Source organism: Candidatus Methylobacter favarea (genome assembly GCF_902806695.1).
GTDB lineage: Bacteria > Pseudomonadota > Gammaproteobacteria > Methylococcales > Methylomonadaceae > Methylobacter_B > Methylobacter_B favarea.
The window spans coordinates 77,762-101,254 of record NZ_CADCXN010000047.1 but is presented as its reverse complement, the minus strand read 5'-3'; the positions used below and the strand labels follow the sequence as shown (position 1 = coordinate 101,254).

The 23,493-nt window shown below is 48.5% G+C and carries 21 protein-coding genes; 13 read left to right on the top strand and 8 right to left on the bottom strand.

Annotation, left to right across the window (positions count from 1 at the left end; genetic code table 11):
- Nucleotides 1-40: 40 nt before the first annotated feature.
- From ndk to tpx, 8 genes are all read left to right on the top strand, one after another.
- Complete coding sequence (gene ndk / locus HUX64_RS05425) at nt 41-472, top strand: nucleoside-diphosphate kinase (protein ID WP_174625214.1); 432 nt, start codon at nt 41-43, stop codon at nt 470-472.
- On the top strand, nt 447-1,559 hold the full coding sequence (rlmN, locus tag HUX64_RS05420; protein WP_174625213.1) for a dual-specificity RNA methyltransferase RlmN: 1,113 nt from the start codon (nt 447-449) through the stop codon (nt 1,557-1,559). The genes ndk and rlmN overlap by 26 nt, the downstream gene beginning before the upstream one ends.
- A complete protein-coding gene (pilW, locus tag HUX64_RS05415) occupies nt 1,456-2,316 on the top strand; it encodes a type IV pilus biogenesis/stability protein PilW (RefSeq protein ID WP_246246913.1) in 861 nt (286 codons plus the stop codon). The genes rlmN and pilW overlap by 104 nt, the downstream gene beginning before the upstream one ends.
- A gap of 16 nt (nt 2,317-2,332) precedes the next feature.
- Nucleotides 2,333-3,676 carry a histidine--tRNA ligase gene (gene hisS, locus HUX64_RS05410; protein WP_174625211.1) on the top strand — a complete coding sequence of 448 codons (1,344 nt, stop codon included), beginning with the start codon at nt 2,333-2,335 and terminating at the stop codon, nt 3,674-3,676.
- Nucleotides 3,677-3,690: 14 nt separating this feature from the next.
- Nucleotides 3,691-4,338 carry a YfgM family protein gene (locus HUX64_RS05405; RefSeq protein ID WP_174625210.1) on the top strand — a complete coding sequence of 216 codons (648 nt, stop codon included), beginning with the start codon at nt 3,691-3,693 and terminating at the stop codon, nt 4,336-4,338.
- The gene (gene bamB, locus HUX64_RS05400) at nt 4,338-5,531 is read left to right on the top strand and encodes an outer membrane protein assembly factor BamB (RefSeq protein ID WP_174625209.1); all 1,194 of its coding nucleotides are present in this window, start codon (nt 4,338-4,340) and stop codon (nt 5,529-5,531) included. The genes HUX64_RS05405 and bamB overlap by 1 nt, the downstream gene beginning before the upstream one ends.
- 2 nt (nt 5,532-5,533) lie before the next feature.
- Entirely contained in the window at nt 5,534-6,925 is a 1,392-nt protein-coding gene (gene der / locus HUX64_RS05395; RefSeq protein ID WP_174625208.1) for a ribosome biogenesis GTPase Der, read from the top strand.
- A gap of 94 nt (nt 6,926-7,019) precedes the next feature.
- A complete protein-coding gene (gene tpx, locus HUX64_RS05390) occupies nt 7,020-7,514 on the top strand; it encodes a thiol peroxidase (RefSeq protein ID WP_174625207.1) in 495 nt (164 codons plus the stop codon).
- Nucleotides 7,515-7,563: 49 nt separating this feature from the next.
- Here tpx and HUX64_RS05385 read toward each other — a convergent pair whose 3' ends face one another.
- The 4 genes from HUX64_RS05385 to HUX64_RS05370 all read right to left on the bottom strand — a co-directional run bounded on the left by HUX64_RS05385 (nt 7,564) and on the right by HUX64_RS05370 (nt 13,616).
- Nucleotides 7,564-8,148 (bottom strand): hypothetical protein, encoded by a 585-nt coding sequence (locus HUX64_RS05385; RefSeq protein ID WP_174625206.1) that lies wholly within the window; start codon nt 8,146-8,148, stop codon nt 7,564-7,566.
- A gap of 451 nt (nt 8,149-8,599) precedes the next feature.
- The gene (locus HUX64_RS05380; protein WP_246246912.1) at nt 8,600-9,643 is read right to left on the bottom strand and encodes a fatty acid desaturase; all 1,044 of its coding nucleotides are present in this window, start codon (nt 9,641-9,643) and stop codon (nt 8,600-8,602) included.
- Between the two features lie 15 nt (nt 9,644-9,658).
- Nucleotides 9,659-11,872 carry an iron-containing redox enzyme family protein gene (locus tag HUX64_RS05375; protein WP_174625204.1) on the bottom strand — a complete coding sequence of 738 codons (2,214 nt, stop codon included), beginning with the start codon at nt 11,870-11,872 and terminating at the stop codon, nt 9,659-9,661.
- Nucleotides 11,856-13,616 (bottom strand): carbamoyltransferase family protein, encoded by a 1,761-nt coding sequence (locus tag HUX64_RS05370; protein WP_174625203.1) that lies wholly within the window; start codon nt 13,614-13,616, stop codon nt 11,856-11,858. Before HUX64_RS05370 ends, HUX64_RS05375 begins: the two co-directional genes overlap by 17 nt.
- Nucleotides 13,617-13,737: 121 nt before the next feature.
- On the opposite strand from HUX64_RS05370, the gene HUX64_RS05365 reads away from it, so the two are divergent.
- Nucleotides 13,738-15,126 (top strand): MFS transporter, encoded by a 1,389-nt coding sequence (locus tag HUX64_RS05365; RefSeq protein ID WP_174625202.1) that lies wholly within the window; start codon nt 13,738-13,740, stop codon nt 15,124-15,126.
- 51 nt (nt 15,127-15,177) lie between these two features.
- Here the strand turns inward: HUX64_RS05365 and HUX64_RS05360 are convergent, their stop codons facing one another.
- Genes HUX64_RS05360 through HUX64_RS19140 form a run of 4 tightly spaced genes read right to left on the bottom strand, consistent with a single transcriptional unit; the run spans nt 15,178 to nt 18,129 of the window.
- Nucleotides 15,178-15,672 carry a TlpA family protein disulfide reductase gene (locus HUX64_RS05360; protein ID WP_174625201.1) on the bottom strand — a complete coding sequence of 165 codons (495 nt, stop codon included), beginning with the start codon at nt 15,670-15,672 and terminating at the stop codon, nt 15,178-15,180.
- Nucleotides 15,673-15,701: 29 nt separating this feature from the next.
- The gene (locus tag HUX64_RS05355) at nt 15,702-17,012 is read right to left on the bottom strand and encodes a sialidase family protein (protein ID WP_246246911.1); all 1,311 of its coding nucleotides are present in this window, start codon (nt 17,010-17,012) and stop codon (nt 15,702-15,704) included.
- 35 nt (nt 17,013-17,047) lie between these two features.
- Nucleotides 17,048-17,893: a transporter gene (locus HUX64_RS05350; protein WP_217426434.1), complete on the bottom strand. Its 846-nt coding sequence runs from the start codon at nt 17,891-17,893 to the stop codon at nt 17,048-17,050.
- A 29-nt stretch (nt 17,894-17,922) separates the two neighbouring features.
- Nucleotides 17,923-18,129, bottom strand: a complete 207-nt coding sequence (locus tag HUX64_RS19140; RefSeq protein ID WP_217426433.1) for a hypothetical protein — start codon at nt 18,127-18,129, stop codon at nt 17,923-17,925.
- Nucleotides 18,130-18,759: 630 nt separating this feature from the next.
- Between HUX64_RS19140 and HUX64_RS05345 the strand changes: the two genes are divergently transcribed.
- From HUX64_RS05345 to HUX64_RS05330, 4 genes are read left to right on the top strand one after another with little or no spacing between them, the layout of a single operon-like run.
- Entirely contained in the window at nt 18,760-20,019 is a 1,260-nt protein-coding gene (locus HUX64_RS05345; RefSeq protein ID WP_174625200.1) for a formylmethanofuran dehydrogenase subunit B, read from the top strand.
- Nucleotides 20,020-20,074: 55 nt separating this feature from the next.
- Complete coding sequence (locus tag HUX64_RS05340) at nt 20,075-21,742, top strand: formylmethanofuran dehydrogenase subunit A (protein ID WP_174625199.1); 1,668 nt, start codon at nt 20,075-20,077, stop codon at nt 21,740-21,742.
- On the top strand, nt 21,742-22,638 hold the full coding sequence (gene fhcD / locus HUX64_RS05335) for a formylmethanofuran--tetrahydromethanopterin N-formyltransferase (protein ID WP_174625198.1): 897 nt from the start codon (nt 21,742-21,744) through the stop codon (nt 22,636-22,638). The genes HUX64_RS05340 and fhcD overlap by 1 nt, the downstream gene beginning before the upstream one ends.
- The gene (locus HUX64_RS05330) at nt 22,635-23,462 is read left to right on the top strand and encodes a formylmethanofuran dehydrogenase subunit C (protein ID WP_174625197.1); all 828 of its coding nucleotides are present in this window, start codon (nt 22,635-22,637) and stop codon (nt 23,460-23,462) included. The genes fhcD and HUX64_RS05330 overlap by 4 nt, the downstream gene beginning before the upstream one ends.
- Nucleotides 23,463-23,493 lie beyond the last annotated feature (31 nt).

Below are 23,493 nucleotides of genomic sequence, written 5' to 3'. Positions count from 1 at the left end.
TTTATATGTTTATTCCTTATTCATACTGGAGTTTTAAAAAATGGCGATAGAACGCACTTTCTCAATCATTAAACCCGACGCTGTAGCAAAAAATGTAATAGGGGAAATTTACAGTCGTTTTGAGAAAAACGGTCTAAAAATTATTGCCGCAAAAATGCTTCATCTAACCAAAAAGCAGGCAGAAGGTTTTTATGCTGTGCATAAGGACCGGCCTTTCTTTAATGATCTGGTGGCGTTTATGATTTCAGGGCCGGTCATGATGCAGGTGCTGGAAGGCGAAAATGCCGTAGCCAGACACCGTGAAATAATGGGCGCCACAAATCCTGAAGAAGCCGCCGCCGGAACGATTCGCGCGGATTTTGCAAACAGTATTGATGAAAATGCGGTGCATGGTTCCGATGCCGCAGAAACCGCCAAGGAAGAAATTGCTTTCTTTTTTTCAGACCATGAACTCTGCTCCCGCACCCGTTAAACCTAAAGCTGTCAATCTGCTGGATTTCGACAGGAAAGGCCTCGCAGCCTTTTTTGCCGGGTTGGGTGAAAAACCTTTCCGGGCTACACAAGTGCTTAAATGGATTTATCAGGAAGGCGTCGAAGACTTCGACCAGATGACCAATTTCAGCAAACCGCTGCGCGCTTATCTGCATGAGCATTGCCATATTGCCGCGCCCGAGATTGTGGTGGAACAAATTGCCGGCGACGGCACCTGTAAATGGGCCTTGCAAACCAGCTGCGGCAATCGGGTGGAAACCGTTTTTATTCCTGAAGAGGAACGCGGCACCTTATGCGTGTCCTCGCAAATCGGCTGTGCGCTGGCTTGCACTTTTTGCTCCACTGCCCGGCAAGGCTTTAACCGTAATCTGACCACAGCGGAAATTATCGGCCAGGTGTTTGCCGCGCAAAAACGCCTGGGTGCGGAAAAAAAAATCACCAATGTGGTTATGATGGGCATGGGCGAACCGCTGCTTAATTTTAACAATGTTGTGGCGGCAATGAATCTGATGATGGATGATTTCGCCTATGGCCTCTCCAAACGCCGCGTAACCATCAGCACTTCCGGCGTAGTACCGGCCATGCACCGCCTGACGGAAGTCTGCGATGTCAGCCTTGCCGTGTCTTTACATGCCGTGACCGATGAATTAAGGGATCAACTGGTTCCCATCAATAAAAAATATCCGTTAAGGGAATTAATGGAAGCCTGCCGCGCTAACGCAAAAATAGCCCCGCGGCGCACAGTTACCTTTGAATATGTCATGCTGGACGGCATTAACGATTCCATGCAGGATGCGCGCGGCTTAATCAAATTATTAAAAACTGTGCCGTCAAAACTTAATTTAATACCGTTTAATCCGTTTCCGGGTTCGATTTACCGGTGTTCAAGCAGCGCAACGATTAATCGTTTTAAAACAATGTTAAATGACGCCGGCATAGTGACTACAGTTCGAAAGACGCGCGGTGAAGATATTGATGCGGCCTGCGGGCAGCTGGTGGGGCAGGTTGAGGATAAAAGCCGCCGACGCTTTGGGAATAGATCAACGGGTTCAGAGCGTGCCGCCTGAGTTCGCCGGCATGTTTAAACGGTTTACAATTTTTTTGCTTTCAGCGGTCTTGATTGCCTGCGCTTCTTCGGCCGGAAATGGCGTTAAAAACGACAATACCTCTGCGGATGTCTATTTGCAGCTGGGCATTCGGTATCTGAGCCTGAACAAGCTGGAAGTGGCCAAAGAGAACTTGCAGCAGGCGCTGAAGAAAGATCCTGACAACACCCAGGTTCATAACGCCCTGGCTTTTTTGTATGAAAAAATAAATGATTATGATCTGGCCAGAGACCACTATGAGATTGCTTTGAAACAAACGCCGGATGATCTGGGCGTGCAAAATAATTTCGGCCGGTTTTTGTGCGAGCGCGGCGAATTTGAAAAAGGTATGGCGTTATTGACCTTAGCGATTTCCACGCCGTTAAATGACCGGCAGTGGCTGGCCTTAACGAATGCCGGACGCTGTCAATCGGGAATGGGACAAAAACAAAAAGCCAAAGCCTATTTCAAGCGCGCGCTGCAGTTAAATGACGCGTATGCGCCGGCATTGCAGGAAATGCAGAAAATCAGCTACGAAAGCGGTGAGTTCTGGGCGGCAAAAGGCTATTTGCAAAGATATCTGCGGGTTGCCGCTCACACGCCTGAATCGTTGGGGCTGGCCGTGAAAACCGAACGCGCGCTGGGCAATGAGGAATTGGCCAGGGGATACCAAAATTTATTACTCGAAAAATTTCCGCTTTCAGATGAAGCAAAACACCTTAAACCTGCTCTGCAGTAATCCTCTGCATTAACTCATGGCCCAGATAATACAAGCAATCCGCGGCATGCATGATGTTCTTCCCGGGCAGACGCCGCTCTGGCAGTATGCAGAGCAAATAATCAGAGAAGTTCTTGAAGCCTATGGCTATAACGAAATCCGCCTGCCCATTGTAGAAAAAACAGAGCTTTTCAAGCGATCAATCGGCGAAGTGACCGATATTGTCGAAAAAGAAATGTACACGTTTGCCGACCGGAACGGCGATTCTTTAACGTTGCGGCCGGAAGGGACGGCCGGCTGTCTTAGAGCCTGCCTCGAGCATGGGTTATTACATAATCAGGTGCACCGGTTGTGGTATTACGGGCCCATGTACCGTCATGAGCGTCCGCAAAAAGGACGCTATCGCCAGTTTTTCCAGTTAGGCGTTGAAACCTACGGCATGTCCGGACCCGATAGTGATGCTGAATTGATTCTGATAAATGAGCGTTTATGGAAAAGACTGGGCATCCAGGATAAGGTTCGATTGCAGCTTAATTCCCTGGGAACCATTGCCGAGCGGGTGCAGTATCGCGACAGGCTGGTTGAGTATTTTCAAAAGCACACGGATCAGTTGGATGAAGACAGTTTGCGCCGCCTGACGACAAATCCGCTGCGGATCCTGGATACAAAGAACCCAGCCATGAAACAGGTGGTCGCCAATGCGCCGGAATTGATGGATTATCTGGGCGAGGACAGCCGCACTCATTTTAATGCCTTGACTGCCACCCTGGATAATCTTGGCATTGGCTATGAAATCAATTCCAGACTTGTGCGCGGCCTCGATTATTACAGCAAAACGGTTTTTGAATGGGTAACCGATGAGCTGGGCTCGCAAGGCACTGTTTGTGCGGGCGGGCGCTATGACAGCCTGATAGAACAGCTGGGCGGAAAAGCCAATCATGCGGTAGGTTTTGCCATGGGCATGGAGCGCATACTGGCGCTGATGGAGACTATCGATAACCTTCCTCTTGCAAGGCCTGTTGATGTCTATATGATCCGGGTAGGCGACCTGGCGGAGCAGGAAGGCATGCGTTTTGCTGAAGTGATCAGGAATGAAATGCCCGGCTTGAAACTTCAGGTAGGTATGGATGGCGGCAGTTTTAAAAGTCAGTTTAAAAAAGCCTACAAGACCGGCGCTGACTATGCGATTATTCTGGGCGATGATGAAGTCAGCAGGGGCGAGGTCGGTGTTAAATTTTTGCGCACTGGAACTGCTCAGGAACCTGCGCAGCAGACTATGTCTCAACAGGAGGCAATCAGGTTTCTGCGCGAGCAACTGCAGCTTAACCAGTATCGGACGCCGGCAATTCGTCAGGACGCAACCGCTTCATTAAAAATATAAAATAGAGATAAAAAGTGGAAATTTACGATACCGAAGAAGAACGGCTTGAAGCCTTTAAACGATGGTGGAAAGAAAGCGGAAAATCCATCATTATGGGTCTGGCTGTGGGCTTTGCAGTAATTCTGGGCTGGAATTATTGGCAGGATCATCGGAAAGATCAGGCTGCGCAGGCTTCTGTCCTGTATGATCAGCTGCTTAAAGCGGTTGAGGCGGACCAAAAAGATACGGCGGAAAAGCTGGCTGAACGCCTGCAAAAACAATTTGATGGAACTGAATATGCGCTATACGGTGAGTTATTCCGGGCAAAATTAAAAGTCCAGCAAGGGGATTTTACGGCTGCTAAGGAAATTCTGAAGAAAATTGCGGCAAGTTCCAATCCGGAGCTGAAAAATGTCGCCACGCTCAGACTGGTGCGCTTAATGATGGCGAACGGGGAATATGAGCAGGGGCTGCAGTTAATCGCCGGCGTTGATGCCGCGGAAACTTCAAGTTTTGCGGGGGCTTATGATGAATTGGTAGGCGACTTGTATGTGGCCCTGGATCGTCTGGATGAGGCGCGCACTTACTATCAGAAGGCGTTAAGAAACGGCTATCAGTCACCCTTGCTGCAACTTAAAATTAATGATCTGACAGCGCCTGAACAGCTTGAAAATCAAAAATAATGCGTCGGCTTATTCTGGTATTGATTTTTTTGGGCTTGACAGGCTGTGCGGCCGTGGATACGGTTAAAGATTCCATTTCGGGCATTTCGGATTATTTTCTCGGCGGTGAAGATAATGCCGATCCCCCGAACCCATTAGTTGAGTATAAGCCCGAGATTGGCATAGATGTAGCCTGGAAGGAAAGTATCGGCGTGGGCAGCGATGAACAATCCCTGAAACTGATTCCTGCAGTCGGTGCTGAAAAAATAATTGCCGCTGACAGGGAGGGGCTGGTGCAGGCCAGAGACCTAAAAACCGGCAAACTCATTTGGGAAGCAGAAACTGAAATTCATTTTTCCAGCGGACCTGGCCTCGGTAACGGCACTGTAATTATGGGTTCCAGTGATGCCGACGTTACCGCATTAAATATGGATAACGGCAAGTTGCTGTGGAAGTCGACCGTATCCAGCGAAGTGCTTTCTGTTCCGGTCATTGCCAAAGGCATTGTTTTAGTCCGCACTACAGATGGCTCAGTCGTCGCTCTTGACGAGAAGACCGGTGAAAAACTGTGGAGCTATGAGCATAACGTACCGGCGTTAAGCATACGCGGAGCCGGTACGCCTGTAGTTGTGGAGGATAATGTAATTGATGGCTATGATAACGGCAAGCTAATGGCGCTGCGCCTGGTGGACGGCAAGTATGTCTGGGAAACCAGTATTGCTATCCCGACCGGGCGCTCTGAAGTTGAAAGACTGGTGGATCTGGATGTTGATCCGATAGAGGTCGGCGGTGTGGTTTATATTGCCAGCTATCATGGCGGAGTAGGCGCTATCTCCGAACTGGATGGCGATATATTGTGGCGCAACGAAACTATTTCTTCATATACAGGTTTAAGCTATGACGGGCGTTATCTCTACCTGTCGGATTCGGAAAGTCATGTATGGCAGCTGGATCAGCGAAACGGCGCATCGTTATGGAAACAAAAGGAGTTGCATCAAAGAAAACTGACGGCCCCTGCTGTTTATGAGGATTATGTGGTAGTAGGCGATTTTGAAGGCTATGTGCATTGGCTGTCCACTACTGACGGCAGACAGCTTGGGCGTGTGCAAATTACCGATAGTCCTATCGATGTCAAGCCTGTTGTCGTGGATAATATTGTTTATGTTTATGCAAAAGACGGCACTCTTGCCGCTTTAAAAGCCCGGTCACTTTAACCATGTTGCCTGTTATAGCCCTGGTAGGGCGGCCCAATGTGGGCAAGTCCACATTATTCAATTACTTAACCCGCAGCCGGGAAGCTCTGGTTGCCGATTTCCCCGGCTTAACCAGGGACAGGCAATATGGACGCGTGAAAGGCGGTGATCGAGCCTGTCTGGTGGTCGATACGGGTGGAATTGCCGATGATGCGGAAGGCATAGAAAGTTTTGCCAGAAAGCAGGCGCAGATAGCCCTGGGGGAGGCTGATATCGTGCTGTTCATGGTGGATGCGCGGGAAGGTCTTAGCGCCTCGGATAAGGTTATTGCGAATAGCCTTAGAAAATTAAATAAACCCGTAGTCCTGGTTATTAATAAAGTCGACGGCATTGACGCCAATGTAGCGTCTTCAGACTTTTATTCACTGGCTCTCGGGGAACCTGTACAAATTGCCGCCTCGCATGGCAGGGGAATACCTGAATTACTCGCCAGAATTAATCCACTGTTGCCGCCTGCTGAAGAAGCGGCCGATGAAAAACACAGCGGCATCAGCATTGCAATTGTCGGCAGGCCTAATGTCGGCAAATCGACCCTGGTCAACAGGCTGCTGGGCGAAGAAAGAGTAATCGTATTTGATGAGCCCGGGACTACGCGCGACAGTATTTATATTCCATTTGAACGTAACGGCAAGCTGTTTACTCTGGTCGATACTGCCGGCATGAGGCGACGGTCCAAAGTCTCGGAAGCTATCGAGAAATTCAGCGTTATCAAGACGCTGCAGGCGATTGAAAAATCCAATGTAGTGATTTACTTAATTGACGCCAGGGAAGGCATTACGGATCAGGATGCTCATTTGTTAGGCCTGGTGCTGGAAGCCGGAAGAGCTTTGATTATCGGTTTGAACAAATGGGACGGTTTGACTATCGAACAGAAGGAGAGCGTTAAGCGGCAGCTGGATGTCAAGCTGGCATTTCTGGAGTTTGCCGAAAAACATCCGATTTCCGCGCTGCACGGCAGCGGCGTTGGAAAGTTGTTTGATGTGGTCGAAAAATTGTATGAATCGGCAATGCTGGATATGTCAACGCCGATGCTTACCAGAATTCTGAAAGAGGCGACTGACGCGCATCAGCCCCCGCTAGTGAACAATCGCCGCATCAAGCTGAAATATGCTCATCAGGGCGGGCGAAATCCGCCTGTGGTAGTTATTCACGGGGTGCAGACAGAGGCATTGCCAAATTCTTATAAACGTTATTTAATAAATTATTATCGTGATAAATTGGCTTTGTCAGGAACTCCGATACGACTGGAATTTAAATCACCGGTCAATCCGTTTCACGGGCAGAAAAACAAGCTGACAGAACGGCAATTACAAAAACGTAAACGTCTGGTCAAGCATATTAAAACTACAAAATAAACTAAATGACATGGGCAGGGAAAGGAAAACAGCGCAAAAAATGTTTCCATGAGTGCCGGTGAAGTTTGACGATGCAACTCTGCGAGGAAATCCAATGGCAACAATTACATTTCAAGGCAATCCATTACATACCTCCGGCGAATTGCCTGCCAAAGGCGCCAAAGCGCCTGACTTTAAACTGGTGAATGGAAAATTACAGGATGTTACTCTGGCAGACTTTGCCGGCAAAAAGAAAATACTGAATATCGTACCCAGTCTGGACACGCCGACCTGTGCCGCTTCAACTCGCAAGTTCAACGAGAAAGCATCGAGCCTGGATAATACCGTTGTTCTGATTGTCTCTTCCGATTTACCGTTTGCTCAGGGCCGTTTTTGTGAAGCTGAAGGCTTAAAAGATGTCATTCCCTTATCCACCTTCCGTTCAACTTTTGCTGATGACTATGGCGTAAAACTGCTCGATACCATGCTTGCCGGCTTAACCGCCCGCGCTATTGTAGTTATTGACGGGAACAACATCGTTACTTATACCCAACTGGTCAGTGAAATAGCGGATGAGCCCGATTATGACAAGGCTTTGGCTGCGCTGTAAGTCCCGTAACAATTTATATCCTTAGCTCCTGAGCTCCTGAGCTCCTGCATTATGTGCTTTCCGGCTCAACCCGAGTAGCTTCACAGCCTTTTTGATAAAACACAAACGAAGGCGGATAAGGAGCGATGTCAATTGTTAACGTGGTTTCTTTTCCGAAAGTAGTAACAGCGCCAGCTACGGCACTCCGGAAATTGCTGGTCAACTGCTTGGCCAGCTTCTCTTGAGCTTGATCTTCTCCCAGCGAAAAAGGGTCTTCGGCCAGGTTAGTGGCGTTAATGGCGTGCTGCAAGACTTCTGTCGAAAACGCCTGGATTTTTCTTTCGAAATCACTAAATACTTTAGGGCCTTTTTCGCGTTTAATGCGCTCTATATCGCTCGGATCGGCATAAATCAGAAATTCCCCTTTAGCCCCCTGAAAATCATTTTTACAGGCGGCGCCATCCATTACTCTGACCAGATTCAAAGTCTTATGATCTTTAATTATGGTAAGCGGCGGATTTGCGCCGGCCTGGTATAGCGATTGATCAGGCGGTGCTGCCGGTGAGCCTTTTGCAGTTTGCCTGACCTCTTGAGTTGAACACGCCGTCAGGGTGATAGCTATTATACTAGCCAAAATTGTTATGCTCGTCTTCATAAAATATGCCTGCTGCTGAGTGTCTGTGGAGGTATGGGGTGATATGGCTAAACCAGGAAATAGTATAATCTCTCGCCCCATTCGAGGATAAAAAAATAAGGCAGTTTATGCATTTTAAGGTAAAAAAACAGGTAGGCTTTTGATTAAAATGATTATATTATCCAGCCATTCATGAAAAGCCTGCGCTATTTATAACTAAAAGTTTATAACTATAAATGCCGGCTCGACTGCCGGTTCTCAGGCAGCGGCTTTGGCGCTAATAAAAAACCGGCTATTGCCCTTTTCCTCAAGCTGGATGCCATTATCAAACCAGATGACCTGATTGCCCGGCTTTTAGTTCCTCAATTGGGTACACTCTTTTAAATCAGTAACTTAGCTCTTGATCAATAACTTTCCCTTGCAGGATCAAAGAAAGGAAGGCAGCGCCTGTGTTATGAATATGAACACATTCTCAGGACCGCTGAGAGCACCGATAGTGTTGCAGTTCGCGCATTGCCATTTTTTGATATGAGTCATTGTTCAGTTTTACCCAAAGATTCATGATGAAATAGCCGTAGGGCATTTTCGGCCCTTGGTCGGAATAGGCGATTTCATAAAAATGTTTTTTCTCATTCTGATGATGACCGATATGGTTGGAAAGCCCGATTAAAGCATAGCTGGTCAGCCAGGAGTTATTGACCCAGCCATAGCTATGGCCGTAGCGCCCATCTTCAAGCCCCCAATGTTGAAAATAATTGACGGCCTCCAGTATGCGAACGGCCGCAAAGGCCTGGTATAAAAACATGAAGGCGGCAATCCAGCCAAAAAATACGGTTATTGAAACAACCAGTATCAATTCAGCCAGCAGCCCATGCAATACCCGATTATGAAGGCTTTTTAAACTGCCCCACGGATTTTGGGGAAGTCCCAGTCTATCCTGCTCGGAGCGCCAGGCGTAGCGTAAATTGCCGGTATAAATCCGCTTCCAGTAGTCATGAAAACTTTCGCCCAGATGCGGCATGGCAATATCCTGCGGCATGCCAATATTCAGGTGATGTCCGCGCTTATGGGTGATGACAAAATGTTCATAACAGACGCTGCATAACAATAATCGGCCCAGTTGCTGCATAGGCCATTGGGGACGATGGATCAGCTCATGGGCGACGACGATTCCTGACGTTCCCGAGCTAGTGCCGACCAGAAATCTGACCGCAACCAGATTGGCCAAGCCGACTATTGCCGCCCCTGATGAAGTCCACTCTAATCGGCTGATATAATCCAGCATTAAACCTACATTTACCATCTGCAAGACAGCGAGGCCGTATAAAATGCCATCATAAAATCCATTTTTAACACTTTGTTGTTGCTGCGTTGTTACTTCAGGGCTGAGCCAGTCAGCCAGCAGGACTGTCCAGAACGGTGTTGTCCAGGCCAGCGCTCCCTCAATACTGTGAGGCCCGCTTAGCAGAAAAAAGAAAACGCTGACCGGTAAAATAAAGGGGAGCAAATGGCTCAATCGTATCAACATCTGTCAACTTGTCATTTTTAATGATGACTTGGGCCAGCCAGTCATTTGCTTTAATAAATATCGGTATATCAATGTCCATTTAAAGTTTCTGCCGACTGTTTGCAGTGAACAATAGCCGGTATGGATGCGCTGCCAGTGACGCTGCATTTCCGACTCTCCATGAGAAGCAGAAATATCATCCAGATACAACTGGACAGCTTTCTTTGCCAGGGCGGTATGTCCCGAAGCAATGTTATCTATGGAAATATGTATGCTGACAATAGCAGGATCGATGCCCCAAAACTTTAATTCATCAACTAACTGCATATAGACCCTGCCCAGGCCGCTTAACTCGATGGCCATATTCAAACCTAATAGCTCGGGCAGAAAAGCAGCCGGGAATTTTGAAATGGCTAGTAAATAGACCGGGATGTCGAAAGCGCCGGCTATGAAACCCGGATATTCAATAAACTGCCGGCTATGAATCGGCGGCACGCTTATGTTCAGGCTATTCAGTAAGCGCTGATAAATATAAGGATGATTTTGTTCGAGCCGGCCATTGCCTGTTTCGTCCTCATAAATCCTGAATAAAATAGCGGCTATGGCAGGGTGGGAATAGCCTAGCTGATTAACATGCTGCAGCCAGCAGCCGTCGGTTAAAATTGTAGGCGCAAACTGTTCAATTCCCCATAAATAGGCTTTCCTTGATAATTTCGGTGATGCTTCAAGCGGTTGGTAAGCCTTGATTTCGCGCTGATAAATCGCGTCAATATACTCTTCAAAAACCTGATGGCTGTATGGCTTGAATGGCAAGCGATTCAGGAGTTTTGCCACTTGTAAAACACGCTGCACTCTCCGTCTCGCCGTCGCCAATACTTCCGGGTATAAGTCGGCGTTTACCAGATAATAATAAAGCTCTCTGGTATTCAGCCTGGAGTAGTTAATATTGGCGTAATCGATATGGGAGCAGTTAATAATCGGCGAGCATTTTTTTTCATCAAACGGCAGCGGGTTTTTAACTTCCATCATAACCGCTGCCGATTTATCCTGACTGGGTATTTCTGAATTTTCAGACCCTAGCCAGATTTTCAGCAGTTCTTTTTCAGATTCAGTCAAAACCCCGAACATGGGGCCGTTGAAATCAAACAGCTTAAGTAATGGACTGTCGGCAGGATTTTGTGTGTTGATATACGGAGATTGTTTTAAGACGGTAAGAAAGTTTTCGCTGTCAAATGGAGATTGTGAAAACCAGTCATCCAGAGATTTGCCGGCCAGTTGAATTTTCGCGTGATGTCCGAAAGCAGAAGAGGCTTTGTATTGCAGCAATTTTGCCAGCGCCTGCCGGGTTGATAAAGGATTTTCCAGCTGCTGTTTTAAATGCCGATAACAACGCTCCGTCTGTTGCTTGTAAAGCCAAAAACCGGTCTGCATGCGCGGCCATAAGGATTCCGTGCGTTCAGCAAAAATCTGTAAATAATCCCTGACCGCTTCAATGATGAAGGGAATCTGAGCGCTCAACAGCTTCTGCCGGCCTGTCAAAAAATGCATCAGGCTGGATTGCGTTTGCAGCTTTTGCGCAGGAAAACAGTGTTCTAGCAGGGTGCGGGATTGACAATAAGCCAATGTAAAGCCCAGTATTTCGGGAAAAAAAACGCGCGGGAAATGCGTCAGAGCAAGCTGGATGCTTGCAAACTCAAAGCTACAGTCGCTAATCTGTTCCTGGCGGGCAAATGCCCAGGTATGCAAAGCCGGCATCTCTATACCTGCCGTTAGTAATAGTGATTGATATAAAACCTTATACGATTCTCGATTCGTTAACCTTGAATAGACAGCCATCAGCTTAACGGCCATTTGAGACTGACTGCTGGCCGCCTGGGAAATAGCCTGCAGCCAGCAGGCTTCAGTCAAAATAACCGGCGAGGATTGCAACAAACAGGCGTTCAGATTTAATTCAACCAATCCTGGATCAGGTAACGGCATACTCAGGGTAACGCCGATAGCATCGGGGTGATATGGTTCGGAAAAATTTATCGGGTATTGCTTGTTTACTTCTGTTAAATGCTGGCGGAGGTAGTGATAAGCTAGCGGAAGAGCGGCACAGTGTTCACTGATATGGATCAGGGTATAAAACAGCTGCCGGCTGTCCTGTTGATAATTTAACGCCGACTTACAGGCCCGGCTGGAAAAAGCCGCTTGCAAGGATGGATTAAAAGGATTCAATTCATTCAATTGATTCATCAGGAGATTTGGTAATTAGATAATCATTTATCACTAACACATCCAGTCCGGTGGTCAAAAACACGGCAACAGCATCTTCCAGCGAATGGACTAACGGCTTGCCCATGACATTAAAACTGGTATTCAGTAAAACGGGAATTTGAGTCAACTGGTAAAAACTGTTCAGCAGATGATAAAAGCGCGGATTCCAATCTTCTTTGACAGTTTGCAAGCGTCCGGTTCCATCGATATGACAAACTGCGACAATACGCTCGCGCATGGCTTTCTTGATTGACAGGGTTTTATCCATATAGGGCGACTCCTGGTAATTTTCAAAATAATCCGCAGCATACTCATGCAAAACCGAGGGCGCGAACGGGCGAAAACTTTCTCTAAATTTAATTTTTTGATTGATGTGATCCCGGGTGGCGGCCGATCTCGGGTCGGCAAGAATAGAGCGATTCCCCAGCGCTCGGGGACCGAACTCGGCCCGGCCTTGTATCCATCCGACCAGTTTTCCTGTTGCCAGCAGTCCGGCGGTAATATCACAGACGCTGCCGGGTAAGTGTTGAACATGCAGCGAGCGGTTGAACTTTAAAAAGCGTTCCATAGCGTCACTGGCAATACTTGAACCCGTATAAGACGTCAGCAGTTTTGGCTGTTTACGATGATTGGAGTGCTCCGCATAATAGGACAGCCACGCGGCCCCCAGCGCACAGCCGTCATCGGCGGGCGCAGAAGGAATATATACCTGTCTGAACGCGGTGCGGCCGGTAATTTGCCCGTTGAAAGAAGAGTTCAGGGCGCAGCCTCCGGCCAGTGCGAGATTTTCACACTGCGTCACTTCATAAAGATGATTTAATAATTTGGTTACCAGCTCGGCAAAAAAAACCTGGCCGGTATAAGCACAGTCAGCCGCCTGTTCTATCGGCCGGTCTTTTGGCCGTCTGAAACGCTCCAGCCGGGTCAGGCTCTGGAACAAGGGCTTGGCTGGATGTTTGCAATCGAAGCCGTTAACGCAGATTACGGATTGCAGCAGTTCATAAAGCTCCTGGTCAAATTTGCCATAAGGCGCGAGGCCCATGACTTTCCATTCTTCGCCTTTCAGCCAGTCAAAGCCGCACAGCTCGGTGATCTTCATGTAATACAAACCGAGACTGCCTGTGCCTATGCCTTTGGTTTCATGCAGGCGTTCCAGTTTTTGATGGTTGTAGCGGTAAAAGGCCATAGCGCCCTTTTCACCATAGGAATCAATAACCGCACAGGCGGCCTGATCGAACGGGCTGCTGTAACAGGCTGTTGCGGCATGAGTCAGGTGATGATCATAGTCGGCAAAGGCGATTTTGCAGCCGGGGTAATATTCCCGAATGATACGCACCAGGTTAATGCCGGCGGCAAGGATACTGTTGCGCTGACAGGCCATCATATGGTGCAACTGGTAATTTTCCAGCGGGGAACGGAGTTTTTTAATGCCGGTTTTTAATAGGCCGGGCGCTGAAAGAAAGCCTAGGCGGGAAACTGCGGACTCATAAACAGGCCGTTTTTTGCGCCAGTTAATAGCAATAACAAATTCGTCGGGGGCGGGGCAATACTGCTTTAGTAAATCCGGAACCAGAAATAACTGGTCAGGCTCGCAGTTTAATGCGCGCTTGTTTTGCAGATAACGCTCAGTCGCCTCGGCAAACAGCACGTCTCCCTGAGCATCAATGATAGCCAAAGCCGAATCATGATAGGTAACCGACAGACCTATATAATATTTATTCACTCCACCCTCGCCTCAATCCCTTGCATTTTTTATTATAATCAGCAATAGATTTTCTATTGCTGATTTAGTTGCATAATGTAACATCTTCACTATTACATAGCCCGCTCCAAGGTCAAGTTTTATGCAAGAAAAGACTTTAACAACCGATCATCCTCTTTCCCGGATGTTAATGGTTTTTTACGGCCTGCCGCATTTGACGCATGCCATCGTCGCCTTGCCGCTGGCGCTTTTTATCCCGTCTTATTATGCTGATGAATTAGCCTTGCCGATGGCATCGGTGGGCCTGGCGATTGCAGCCTCAAGACTGCTGGACATTATTTCAGATCCTGTCGTCGGGATAATCAGCGACAGGCTGCAGACCCGGTGGGGCAGGCGCAAACCCTGGCTTGCTTTGGGGACGCCCTTATTGATTTTATCGGCATGGATGGTTTTTGTTCCAGGTGAAGGCATTTCCGTCGCTTATCTGTTCGGATGGACCAGTCTGTTGTATCTAGCCTATACCTTCGTGGATTTACCGTATAAAGCCTGGGGAGCCGAACTCTCAACCCATTATTCCGAACGTTCGCGCGTGACTGCCTGGCGGGAAGCCTTTGGCGCCTTTGGGCAGATTCTGTTTTTGGGCACTTTAATGGCGATGGCCCTTAAAGACATTACCGATGTTCGCTTGCAACTTTTAGCCATTGCCATTCTCATCGTTATCAGCCAACCCTTACTGGTGACAGTGACTTTATGGAAAGTGCCGGAACGAATGCCGGAAGTTTTGGCCGGAAGTGAACAGACGATCAGCAAAGGCTGGCAGGCGCTGGCATTATTAGGAAAAAACCGCGCTTTTTTACGCACCCTTGCCGCCGTGGTTTTATTCGGCACAGCCGTCTTAATGCAAGCCACCTTGCACCGCTTTGTTTTAAATCATATTGTCAAGGCGCCGGACCTGTTTGCGCCCATGATTCTGGCGGAAAACATCGGTTCCATACTGTGCTTGCCGTTATGGATATGGATTTCCGACCATATCGGCAAACATCGGGCGGTATCGCTTGCAGCCTTATGGATTGCGCTGTGGAGTGTTTTCCTGCCGGTTGTAGGAGAAGGCGACAGCGTATTGTATGTAACCTTGATATTGCTGCGGGGCAGCAGCCTGGCTTCGATTTTCTTTTTATCAAGCTCGATCGGCGCGGACGTAGTTGACTACGATACCGTAGTCTCGGGCAAACAGCGAACCGGTTTGTATTTTTCGGTATGGGGGATGGCGAGCAAGCTTTCAATCGGGCTGGGGGTAGTACTGGGCACTTCATTGCCGGCGTTTTTTGGTTTTAATCCGGCTGAAACAACCCATACAGCAGCGGCCATAAGCTCGTTAATGGTTATCTACGGCTGGCTGCCTTGCCTGATTTTGGTCCTGGGAGTGCCGTTTTTGTGGAATTTTCCGATAGACAAGAAACACCAGCAGGAACTCCGCAATAAAATTACCGCTGCTTTAATGGTTGAAGACCTGTCATCCACCGGCAAATAAGCCTTATTTCAATAAAGAATAAGGGGCCATACGCGAGCCTATTGATATGATCTAATTTAAAATTTTTTTGAACATGGTTTCATAATCTTTTTTTGAGATTACTCCGCTTACGCCGACGCGTGAATGCGTGGCATCCAGAAAATAGGTTCTGGGCAATTCGCCATACCATTTCGGATCAATTTCAAAGCGAAGTTTCTGGGTATTATCTTCAGCGTAAATCCAGTTTTCAATCCCGGATAATTGATTTTTTTCCAGTAGCTGCTGAATTTCACCGGTTGCCGATAAGTCATCAGTGGCCAGCATGATCATTTTAAGTTCCGGCCTGCTCTTATGAATACTGCTCAGTAGCGCCATGTCTTTCAGACAGGAAGAACAATCTACTGACCAGATTACCAGCATGAAGGGCCGGTTGGCGTTGTTTGCCAGCATTTGCTGATAACTGCCGGAGGTAAACGCTTTCAAGTCCGAATTCCCGGCAAGTGCAGAAATGTTGGTCGCGGCTAGAAAAATAAAAACCAAGCCTGAAAATATTTTTTTAAGTGACATGATTAGACCTTTATAAAGTAGTGGACGATTCAGTTCAGGGGAAGCAAGCGATAACCTTTGGTCTTGCTGTTCCACGAAACGAAAATACCTTGATTATTGCTCAGCAAAAATGGAAAGTCGGTTTCATCTGTGGCTTCTGCTATTGCCCTGGGCGGCAGCCAGGTCTGACCGCCATCGTGGGATTGCATAACCATAAGCTGTGTTTTGACGCCGTCAAACTCAGTCCAGGTTAAGACAACGTGTTCACCTTGAGCCATGATATCAGGATGGCTGGGCAGTTTTTCCGAATTGCCAAAAGACAAGGGATTTGAAAAATGCTGTCCCTGGTCGGATGAATAGGCATAGAACAAACCTTGACGGACGCTGCCCTGGGTAAACCAGGCGATATGGTATCGCCCATCACTGATCGAAATGGCAGGACCATGCTCAGGACATGCCTCGATACGCCATTGATCAAAGGTAACCCGCCATGAAAGCGCTTCCTTGCCGCCAGTTGGTATTGTGATCAGACCATGATCACGGATGCCGCCGGGATAAATGAAGCGCGCCAATAACACAGGCTGCTCATTACTATCAAAGGCAGCGGCAATGCGGCAGCAATCGCAGACGGAATCGGACAGCTTTTGGGCAACCGGGCCAGAGCCGCTCCGGGCGTCGATAGTCGTGTAATAAATCGCGTTGCCAAGCTGTCGCCAGTCGCTGCGATCTCGTTCGTCATGCCAGAAGGCATAGGCCCGGCCGGACAGACTCAACGCCAGGCGGCCCTGAAAGGAGTTGGCTTCGGACGCTTTGTCGCTTAAGGGCGACGGCGTCGAAAAGCTGCGGCCGTTATCGGCGGATACACTGAAAAATAAAGCGACTGGCTGAGCCCCTTCAGCCGCATAAATGACAGTGATTCGGCCGGAACCATCCACGGCGATGCCGGGCCGGTTTTCGCCGCTCACCTTGATGGGCTGAGATTCCTTGTTGATGACGACAGGCGCACTGAAGGTTTTACCCAGGTCGGTCGAATAATCCACATAGACATGTTTTTTTTCCGGCACAATCCGCCACAATCGGCCGTCCGGTCCGAACGCGGCAGAGACGAACAGACCGCCGCCTTCAGGATAATGACTGTAATCGGCCGCTCCGGATTTTAGATAGTCCTGGTTGCCATGACTGCAAGCACTTAACGCTACCGCGCTGATCAGCAACACTGTAGAGGCGGCCTTAGCCGCCCAGGGTGTAAAGGGGTAACTGAAGCCGCCTTTAAGGAAACCTCCTGAAAATCCCTTTCCCCTGGTTTTATTAGTGATACGAGCAGCTCTTTTTATAATGGGAAAATCAGGCAAATTTATCATTTAATCATTAAATCAATTCAGACTATGCAAAAATATTAGAATACGGCTACGAAGCGATAAGTAATCCGGTAATCAGGATCGGTCTGAAAGCCGTTATGATCCGTAACTATCGGCGCTCCTATTGATAGCGCGGTGTTCCAGCTTTTGCCTCCCGAGTACCTGACGCCAGGTGAAATAAAAACGCTATGGCCACCGGAATTGGGATCTTTCAAGCCGTCTGTTTTTTGCTGATCCTGCCACTCGCCGTTAAGTTCCAGGACAGCTGTCCATGGCGCATTGTTGCTGGAAGAAAAAAAGGCGTTACGGACTGGAGCGCCGAAAGCATAGGAAAGCGCAAAGTTATAGCCGAAAATATCGCCGAGGTCGGTTTTTTGTGCGCCTTGGGTCGCTACGGTATAAAGAACGCTGGTATCAAACGAGAACGACCCCATCGCACGAGTAAAAGAAAGACCTGCAGAAGGAGACCAGGCGCCGCCGGGTTGATGGTGGGTTTCGAAACTGTTGCCTTGATTATTCTGCACACCTGTTTCACCTGTCGGTGTTTTAAGCGCGATCACCAGAGAGGCATGATTTAAATTATCAGCACTATGAAAAAACCGATACTGGCCAAATACAGAGACATCCCCAAAACCGCTGGGATCACCCTGCTTATTAACGGCATCGCCCTCTTCATTCGGCGAACGTACGCCGGAACGCAAGACATAAGGAATTCTCAGGCCCAGAGTCAGATCGTCGGTAATGCCATAGGCCGCAAAGACCGATGGTATTAATAAAGTATTTACGCTGTGGACATCGCCATGGGCTTCATCCACTGCATTATTCTTGATGTCGAGCAAAGTGGCATCCGAGGCGCTGTCAAGGCTGATAAACTGGGCGATCAAACCGCCTGCCCACATGCCTGTGGGAAGTGTTACAAGTTGACGCGCGCGGATTCGGCAAAAGCCTGGCCGCCTGCCCACATGCCTGTGGGAAGTGTTACCCCTGTTTGCGTGATAATGGGCGATGCGGTGCCAATGCCGAAGCCCAACGAGCCATGATCGGCCAGAACTGCGCCGCTGTATGTGGCGACTAACAAGATTAGGCTTACCGCCAGAGGTATTTTTTTCGATTGATTCATAAATAATCCTGATAATTATATTTTTAAGTTCGGTGAAGGTGTGCTGCAAAAATTTCAGGCGTCTTTATCTGAAGCAGAAAAAGAAACATTGATTTATTGTAAGTTACCCCGGTATTTTACTATATCGGCAGGCTCGCTAGAAAAACCCTGAAACGGGCGGCTACAAAGGCTGATTAGTTAAAAATGAGAAGAATTTACCCATCCAGGTATTTAGATGGAAAATATGACTGACCCCTAAGTCAATGATAAGCAACTATTATACCTGATAGTCTTTAATGCTGTTTGTCCAGTGACTGCGCGCTTATCATGCTCTGCTGAGGGGCGGGAACATAATGATAAGATAAAAAGTGCGTCAAATGACCTATTCCCGGCGTGTTAAATAACATAGTTTAATTTAGGGTGCGTTTGCAGCAGTTACCTGCCTGATCGGATGCAATCAGAAATTCGATAAAATCAGGGCAGTGTTTATTGAGACAGTGCTGTCAATTCGGGTTAGAATATCACTACAAAATCAGTTGGGTAGAGCTGTTTATATGGCCTTGCTCGTGGCTGGGACAGCTTGCGGACTGGAAGTGCAGGGTCGAGCAGGCGTAAATAATGATAATTAAAAGACTAACAAGAGGATAGCGTGTGGCTGAGATAACTGAAGTACCAAGCCCTTTTTGCGGTATTGGAACGGATGATCTGACCATCCAGGTTGACGGGGTATTGCTTAAAGTGACCAAAAACGGCTGTACGGTCAATACCCCGGCTTTTGAACAGGGCATTACCGATACCCGTCCTAGAGTGGATGGAAAGGAAGTCAATCTGGGAGCTGCTGTAGCCAAAGCGGCGGCATTGCTGAAGGCCGCCAATCAGCCTGTTATTGGCGGCTGCGCAACCGATGTCAGTGGTATGCGGGCCTTGCTGGCATTGGCTGACCGCATTGGCGCCGTGGTAGACAATATGAATTTTACCGGCGCCAGGCGCAATTTTCTGGTATTGCAGGATTCCGGCTGGATAAATACGACATTGACGGAAGTTAAAAATCGTTGTGATTTGCTGTTGGTAGTGGGCGTGGATATTGAAGCTTTTGCACCGCGTTTTTTTGAGCATTATTTATGGAATGAAGCTTCCATGTTTCTGGATGATACTGGCAAGCGCGAGGTTATTTATTTAGGCCAGGCTCCTTCCGGTAATGCCTCGACTTCACCCAATGGGAAAAAAGCGCAGGTTTTTGAATGTCCCCTGTCCGCCTTACCCGAAGTTGCGGCCGTGTTAAGGGCGCTGGTCAAGGGTAATCCGATTCGGGAGGCATTGGCAGGCGGAGTTGCCGTAGCCGATTTACAGGCTATCGCCGATAAGCTCAAGGCCGCAAAATACAGCGTTGTTACCTGGGCTGCAGGGGCTTTAGCCTATAGTCAGGCTGAATTGACAGTACAGACGCTTTCTGAAATGGTTAAGGACCTTAACAGCCAGAACACCCGCAGTTCCGGCTTGACCTTAGGCGGTAAGGAAGGCGATCAGACCGCCAATCAGGTTTGCGGCTGGACTACCGGCTATCCGGCGCGTATGCGTTTTTCCAGCGGTTTTCCCGAATATGATCCTTATCTGAATGATGCCAATTTTTTGCTGGACAACGGTGAAGCCGATGCCTTTGTTTGGGTGCAGGCATTTAATGCCGGCGCCGTGCCGCCAGTAACAGCTGTACCTACCATTGTAGTGGGCCGCTCCGGAATGACTTTTGAAAAAGAGCCGGATGTGTTCATACCGGTGGGGACGCCCGGTATCGATCATGCCGGTCATGCCTACCGCATGGATAATGTGGTGGCGATTCGTTTGAAAAAGCTGCGCGATTCCGGTTTGCCCACTACCGCTCAGGTTCTCAGCGCTATTGAACAAGCCTTGTAGCCAGAAAATGCCCGTGCATTATCGGCACTCTTAGTTCCTGTAATTTGGAGAAAAAATGCTAATAAAATTAACAGGCGGCACAGTTTATGATCCTGCCAGCGGGATTGATGGACAGCAGCAAGATATTTACATTCAGGACGGGCGTATTGTTAATAAACCCGTTGAGGATATTCAGGTTGACCGGGAATATGATTTAAAAGGCAAGACAGTCATGGCCGGGGCAATTGATATGCACACCCATATTGGCGGCGGTAAAGTCAATATTGCCAGAACGTTAATGCCGGAAGGTCACCGCGCTGATCCGGTCGCCCGTACGCACAGCACCCGCTCCGGTTGCGGTCATGCCACGCCCAGTACTTTTGTGACCGGATATCGCTATGCTGAAATGGGCTATACCACCGGTTTTGAACCTGCCGTCCTGCCGACTAATGCGCGTCAGGCCCATATGGAAATGGCCGATATTCCGATTCTGGATAAGGGCGGTTATATCATGCTGGGCAGTGATGATTATCTGCTGCGCATGATGGCAGCCAAAAAAGATCAGAAAGCCATTAACGATTATGTGGCGTGGACTATTCATGCGGCTAAAGGCATTGGCGTCAAGGTAGTGAATGCGGGCGGCATCAGCGCCTTCAAATTCAACCAGCGCAGGCTGGATCTGGATGAGCAAAACAGCCATTACGGCGTAACGCCGCGCGCCATCCTGAAAACCCTGGCGACCGCTGTTAAAGAACTGGGTATTGCTCACCCCTTGCATGTGCATGGTTGTAATCTGGGCGTGCCCGGAAACATGAATACTACGCTGGATACCATTCAGGGCATCGGCGGCCTGCCCTTGCACTTGACTCATATTCAGTTCCACAGTTACGGCACGGAAGGCGATTTCAAATTTTCATCGGGTGCTGCGCAAATTGCAGAGACCATCAATAAAAACAAGAATATTACGGTTGATGTCGGCCAGATCATGTTTGGTCAAACTGTCACGGCTTCCGGCGATAGCATGATTCAATTTATCAATCATAAACATGCCAGCCCGAACAAATGGGTGACAATGGACATTGAATGCGATGCAGGCTGCGGCATCGTGCCGTTTAAATACAAGGATCAGAACTTTGTCAATGCCCTGCAATGGGCGATTGGCCTCGAAACCTTTCTACTGGTTGATGACCCGTGGCGTATTTCGCTGACCACCGATCATCCGAATGGTGCGCCGTTTACCAGTTATCCGCATTTGATTCGCTTGTTGATGGATAGAAGTTTTCGTAACGAGGTGCTATCGACAATACATCCGGAGGCTCAAAAGATGACTACCCTGGCGTCAATTAACCGCGAATACAGTTTGCAGGAAATTGCGATTATGACGCGTGCCGGCGCCGCCAGATTGATTGGTTTAAAAGATCGCGGCGGTTTAGGTTCAGGCAACTGGGGGGATGTTACTGTTTATACCGACAATGCCGACCGGCAGCTTATGTTTGAAAAACCGGCTTATGTTTTCAAGGACGGTGAATTAGTCGTAAAAGACGGCAAGATTGTTCATACCAAATGGGGTACAACGCATGTGGTTAAGCCGGACTTTGACGTCTCGGTGGAAAAAGATTTAAGGAAATATTTTGACCGTTTTCTGACCATGAAGCTGGATAACTTTAAAATCAGCGATGATGAAATTACCGAGGATGGACGCGGCAGTCTGACGGTACATCCGACGAAGGGAGAAGCTGTCTGATGAATATTAATGGGGTAGCGATAGATGCAACATTTGCCGAAGCATTTCCGATGAAAGCGACACGAGCACTCATCACCGCACAAAATGAAAAATGGGCGCTGATTGCAGCGCAGACAATGACCGGCTTTGCCACATCAGTGATAGCCTGCGGTTGCGAGGCCGGCATTGAACGTGTGTTGGCTCCATCTGAAACACCCGATGGCCGCTCCGGCGTTTCTATCATGATTTTTGCGATGGGCGGCAAAGGATTGGCTAAGCAGCTTGAAACCAGGGCAGGGCAATGCGTATTAACTTCGCCGACTTCGGCATTATTTTCCGGAATTGATGGCGGCACACGAATACCTCTGGGTAAAAACCTGCGTTATTTTGGCGATGGTTTTCAGGTAGCCAAGCTCATCGACGGCAAACGCTACTGGCGTATTCCTGTGATGGACGGCGAATTTCTAACCGAAGCGACTACGGGTCAGGTGGATGCAATAGGCGGCGGCAATTTTTTAGTATTGGCGCAATCGCAGCCGCAAGCGTTAGCGGCCTGTGAAGCGGCGATTGAGGCAATGCGCAAAATTCCCAATGTGATTATGCCTTTTCCCGGCGGCATCGTGCGTTCCGGCTCCAAAGTCGGTTCCAAATACAAAGCGTTAAATGCCTCGACCAATGATGCTTTCTGTCCGACTTTAAAAGGCATGACCAAAACCGAACTCTCAGCCGATATCGAATCAGTGATGGAAATTGTTATAGATGGTTTAGCCAAGGAAGATATTGATAAAGCCATGCGGGCTGGCATTCAGGCGGTATGCGATTTGGGCGCTGATAATGGCGTCACGCGCATTAGCGCAGGCAATTATGGCGGTAAATTGGGGCCGTTCCACTTTCACTTACAGGAGATTATGGCATGAGCGGTCTGACGTTTACGCTGAAGTACCGGCCTGATCAGCGGGTGGATATGTCGCCGCTGGTTTATCAAAAACTGGCAAAGCTGGAGCCTGCTGAAATTGCTTCACTTACTTTACAGAACGGCAAGCGCAAGAGTCGCGTGGATGAACTATTTGGCATTAGCGGTTCTGATGCAACAAATATGGTAATAAAAAACAGTTTTGGAAAGCTTGACTTTATCGGCCGGGAACTGGAAGGCGGCAGTATAAAAATAGAAGGCGATGCTGGGGCTTATCTGGGTTTAGGTATGAAATCCGGCGCTATTAAGGTATCGGGCAATGCCGATATTTTTGCCGGCTGCGAAATGAAAAACGGTTGTCTGGAAATTGCCGGCGACGCCGGTGACTTTTTGGGAGCCGCTTTGCCCGGCAATAAAATGGGCATGAAAGGCGGAACCATTCTTGTTAAAGGTAATGCCGGCGAGCGCGCCGGCGATCACATGCGGCGCGGCAATATCCTGATTGAAGGCAATGCCGGGGATTATTGCGGTTCAAGAATGACAGCCGGAACGATTGCGGTAATGGGACAAACTGGCCAGTATTTAGGTTTCGCCATGCGCCGCGGCACGTTATTGTTATGGAATCCGCCGGCGCTGTCAGCCAGTTTTAATGATTGCGGCGCCCATACCCTGTCATTCTTGCCTATTTTGTTTGCGTCGTTTAAAAAGCTCAATTCCAGGTTTGCCGCTGCTTCCGCCGCATTTAATCGGGTACAGCGCTATGCCGGCGATATGTCGGAAATGGGGCGCGGTGAAGTTCTGGTTAAAATCACACACCCTGGATTCTAGTCGGGTAGAGTAATTTTATCTCGTCAAATTG